The organism is Sulfitobacter sp. 15WGC (genome assembly GCF_005068605.1).
GTDB lineage: Bacteria > Pseudomonadota > Alphaproteobacteria > Rhodobacterales > Rhodobacteraceae > Sulfitobacter > Sulfitobacter faviae.
Genome location: NZ_SZNL01000035.1, coordinates 11,479 through 14,805 on the forward strand (window position 1 = coordinate 11,479; position 3,327 = coordinate 14,805).

Sequence of the window (3,327 nt, forward strand, 5' to 3'; positions counted from 1 at the left end):
AGTTTCATAAATCTACTTTCTTCTGACTGGCGTGGCACAACAATATGTTGGCCGGTTTCTGCGAAGCGTCCAAAGCAGCGCGATCCATCGTATCGGCATATGCTGGGCGGCGCGGGAAATGCCCCCCCCGCCCAGTAATTTACAACACGTCTCGCCGCGAACTTCGGTCGAATCAACTCGATCTGAGTACTAGCATACTAGTCATTTATTGAGTAGGGTATCCCTAGACTTCTGGATCTGGCGGCTTCAAAGAAGCAAAAGTGAGTGAGCCGCTCCTGTGGGGCCAGTATGCCCAATGCCACGAGACGGCGAAATTCACGGCCCCTTTAAGAGAAGGTAGCGACATGGCGAAGGTAACCAAATTGAGCGAGCGGCGCACCAGCGTCGATGAGGTGTTCGATTACCTGCACAGCGAAATTTCGACATTGGCATTGCTTCCCGGCGACAAGATCTCCGAGGCGGAGATCGCAACGAAATTCGGTTTTTCGCGCCAACCCGTGCGCGATGCCTTTAGCCGGTTGGCGAATTTAGACCTGCTGTTGATCCGCCCGCAACGCGCAACTGAGGTAAAGCGGTTCTCCATGCGGGAGATCGAGAAATCCCGCTTCGTGCGCGCTTCTGTGGAATACGAAGTTCTGCGCCGCGCCGCTGCAAAATGCGATGCCGATGGTACGGCAAAGATCGACGCGGCCCTAAAGCTGCAAGAGCAGGCGATACAGGACCACGATGTCGATGGCTTCGGCAAGCTGGACTATGAGTTTCATGAAACCCTTTGCGGCATCGCGGATGCAGAATTCGCCTTCGACGTGATTATGCGGGAGAAGGCGAAAGTAGACCGCCTGTGTCGGCTTGGGTTGTCTAAGGAACAGCGCATGCCTGAGCTTTTGGCGGATCACAAAGCAATCGCAGAGGCGGTCAAGGCGCATGATGCAGACCAGGCTGTCGCCGCAGGGGCGCTGCATTTGTCACGTCTCGATGAGACGATCCAAAGCATCACCGATACCAACGCCAGCTATTTCGAAACATTTGAGGACCAGTAGGGGCACGGGAGTACCCCTACAAAGCAAGGCCTATTAGAGCCTTCGATCATTCAGGCATCACGGGAGGAAACGATGCATAAGACCAACCTACGCCGCGCAATTGATCCGCGCCACGCCAAGACGATGAGCAGCGCGGAACTGCGTGCGGAGTTCATGATCGAAGACCTGTTCAAGGATGACGAGGTCAATCTGACATACACCCAATATGACCGCATGATCGTGGGGGGCGCCAAGCCGAAAAGCGGGCCGCTCGCGATTGATGCGGTCGACCAGACGGGCACGCCATCTTGGCTGGATCGCCGCGAGGCTGTGTTGGTCAATCTCGGCACAGGCGGCACTGTTGAGGCGGGCGGAGAGACATATTCCTTAGGCCGCTGCGACATGCTGTATCTTGGCATGGGAACCGGCGCCGTAACGCTCAGCGGAGAGGACGCGTATTTTTATATCATCTCCGCCCCCGCCCACCGCGCCATTCCTGCGCAACTGGTAACCATCGACGATGCACGGCAGGTTCCGCTCGGGTCGCGCGATACCTGCAACGAGCGTGTCATCTACCAGTTCATCCATCCCGAGGGGATCGAGAGCTGCCAGATCGTCATGGGAATGACGAAACTCGCCCCCGGTTCGATCTGGAACACGATGCCCGCGCATGTGCATGAACGCCGCTCCGAAGCCTATATCTACATCGATCTGCCCGAAGATCAGAACGTCGTGCATTTGATGGGTGAACCGGATGAGACCCGCCACATGATCGTGCGCAACGAACAGGCGGTTCTGTCCCCCCCCGTGGTCGATACACAGCGGCGCTGGCACGGCTGCTTATTCCTTTATCTGGGCGATGGCGGGCGACAATATGGCCTTCACCGATATGGATATGGTCGCGATGGAAGACCTCAAATGAGCCGCTTTTCACTGCAGGGAAGCCGCGCATTTGTGACCGGCGCGAACACAGGCATCGGTCAGGCAATCGCGATTGATATGGCAGCCCAAGGCTGTCACGTCATCGCGGTGGGTCGGTCCAGCATGGCGGACACGCTAAAGGCTATTGCCGAAGCAGGTGGCAAAGCTGATGCGGTGCAGGCCGATCTGGGAACGGTCGCAGGCGCGGTCGCCGCGTTCGAACAGGCTGTGGCCGAGTTCGGGCCGATTGATACACTGGTTAACAACGCAGGCATCATCCGCCGCGCGGATAGTCTGGTGTTCACGGAGGCCGATTGGGACGCCGTGATGGATATCAACCTCAAGGTCGTCTTCTTCCTCAGCCAAGCCTTTGCCAAGGCGCGCGTGACGGCACAACAAGGCGGCAGTGTAATCAACGTTGCATCACTGCTCTCGTTTCAGGGCGGCATTCGCGTGCCATCCTATACAGCATCGAAAAGCGCCGTGGCGGGGCTTACGAAAACCCTGTCTAACGAGTGGTCGGCACAGGGGATCACGGTGAATGCTGTCGCGCCGGGCTATGTCGTCAGCAACAACACCGCAGACCTGCGCGCAGACCCCGAGCGGAACAAAGCGATCCTCGACCGTATCCCACTGGGTCGCTGGGCCGAGCCCGAGGATATCGCGGGTGCGGTCACGTTCCTCGCCTCCCCCGCCGCGCGTTATGTCACGGGGATTACGTTGCCTGTCGATGGCGGCTGGCTGGGGCGGTAGAGCGGGGCGCCAACTCACGCTCGAATGGCGTCCGCCCTCTTTATAGGATGAACAAATCGGTCATCAGTGACTGTCCCTCGGCCTGCTCTTACGGGCGACATCGCGATAGGTGGGCGCATCGCGCAATGTCATCCCTGTGTCCAATCCGGTTGTTAGCTCGCGGAAGTACTGCTGCCACGGTGTCTGGCTGGCGGGCATTTGATATCCCCCCTCCCTGACAAGTTGACGCGCCCGCTCGGCCAGCTCGTCCAGCGGTACCAGCATGTCCGCGGTGCCTTTTCCCAGATCAAATCGCACCCGGTCACCGGTTTTCAAAAGAGCCAAGCCGCCTCCCTCCGCCGCTTCGGGTGAGGCGTTAAGGATCGAAGGCGACCCGGACGTGCCAGACTGCCGCCCGTCGCCGACGCAGGGCAAGGCGGCGATCCCTTTATTCAGCAAATAGGAAGGGGGGCGCATGTTGACCACTTCAGCCCCGCCCGGATAGCCCTTCGGCCCCGCACCTCGCATTGTCCGTCGTCATATAAAATGGGACATCAGAGCGGCTTGAACTTTGGAGGCTCTGGTTCGTTTGCGTGATTGATTATGCTGCTTGTTTTTGATGTTGCAAGCGGCGGCTTTGGATCGTCATTTTCTT

2 protein-coding genes and 2 pseudogenes are annotated in these 3,327 nt (G+C 58.4%); 3 read left to right on the forward strand and 1 reads right to left on the reverse strand.

What is annotated here, in order from left to right:
- Nucleotides 1-260 precede the first annotated feature (260 nt).
- From FCK22_RS17395 to kduD, 3 genes and pseudogenes are all read left to right on the forward strand, one after another.
- Entirely contained in the window at nucleotides 261-1,040 is a 780-nt protein-coding gene (locus FCK22_RS17395; RefSeq protein WP_231886390.1) for a GntR family transcriptional regulator, read from the forward strand.
- Nucleotides 1,041-1,163: 123 nt separating this feature from the next.
- A pseudogene (kduI, locus tag FCK22_RS17400) lies at nucleotides 1,164-1,796 on the forward strand (5-dehydro-4-deoxy-D-glucuronate isomerase); the annotation flags it as partial.
- A gap of 141 nt (nucleotides 1,797-1,937) precedes the next feature.
- Nucleotides 1,938-2,693: a 2-dehydro-3-deoxy-D-gluconate 5-dehydrogenase KduD gene (kduD, locus tag FCK22_RS17405; protein WP_067266909.1), complete on the forward strand. Its 756-nt coding sequence runs from the start codon at nucleotides 1,938-1,940 to the stop codon at nucleotides 2,691-2,693.
- A gap of 63 nt (nucleotides 2,694-2,756) precedes the next feature.
- Here kduD and FCK22_RS17410 read toward each other — a convergent pair.
- Nucleotides 2,757-3,200, reverse strand: a pseudogene (locus FCK22_RS17410) (dihydroxy-acid dehydratase); the annotation flags it as partial.
- Between the last annotated feature and the right edge of the window lie 127 nt (nucleotides 3,201-3,327).

Excerpts from the sequence above, each read along its gene's own strand:
- kduD (WP_067266909.1), top strand. The coding sequence starts at position 1,938 with ATGAGCCGCTTTTCACTGCAGGGAAGCCGCGCATTTGTGACCGGCGCG.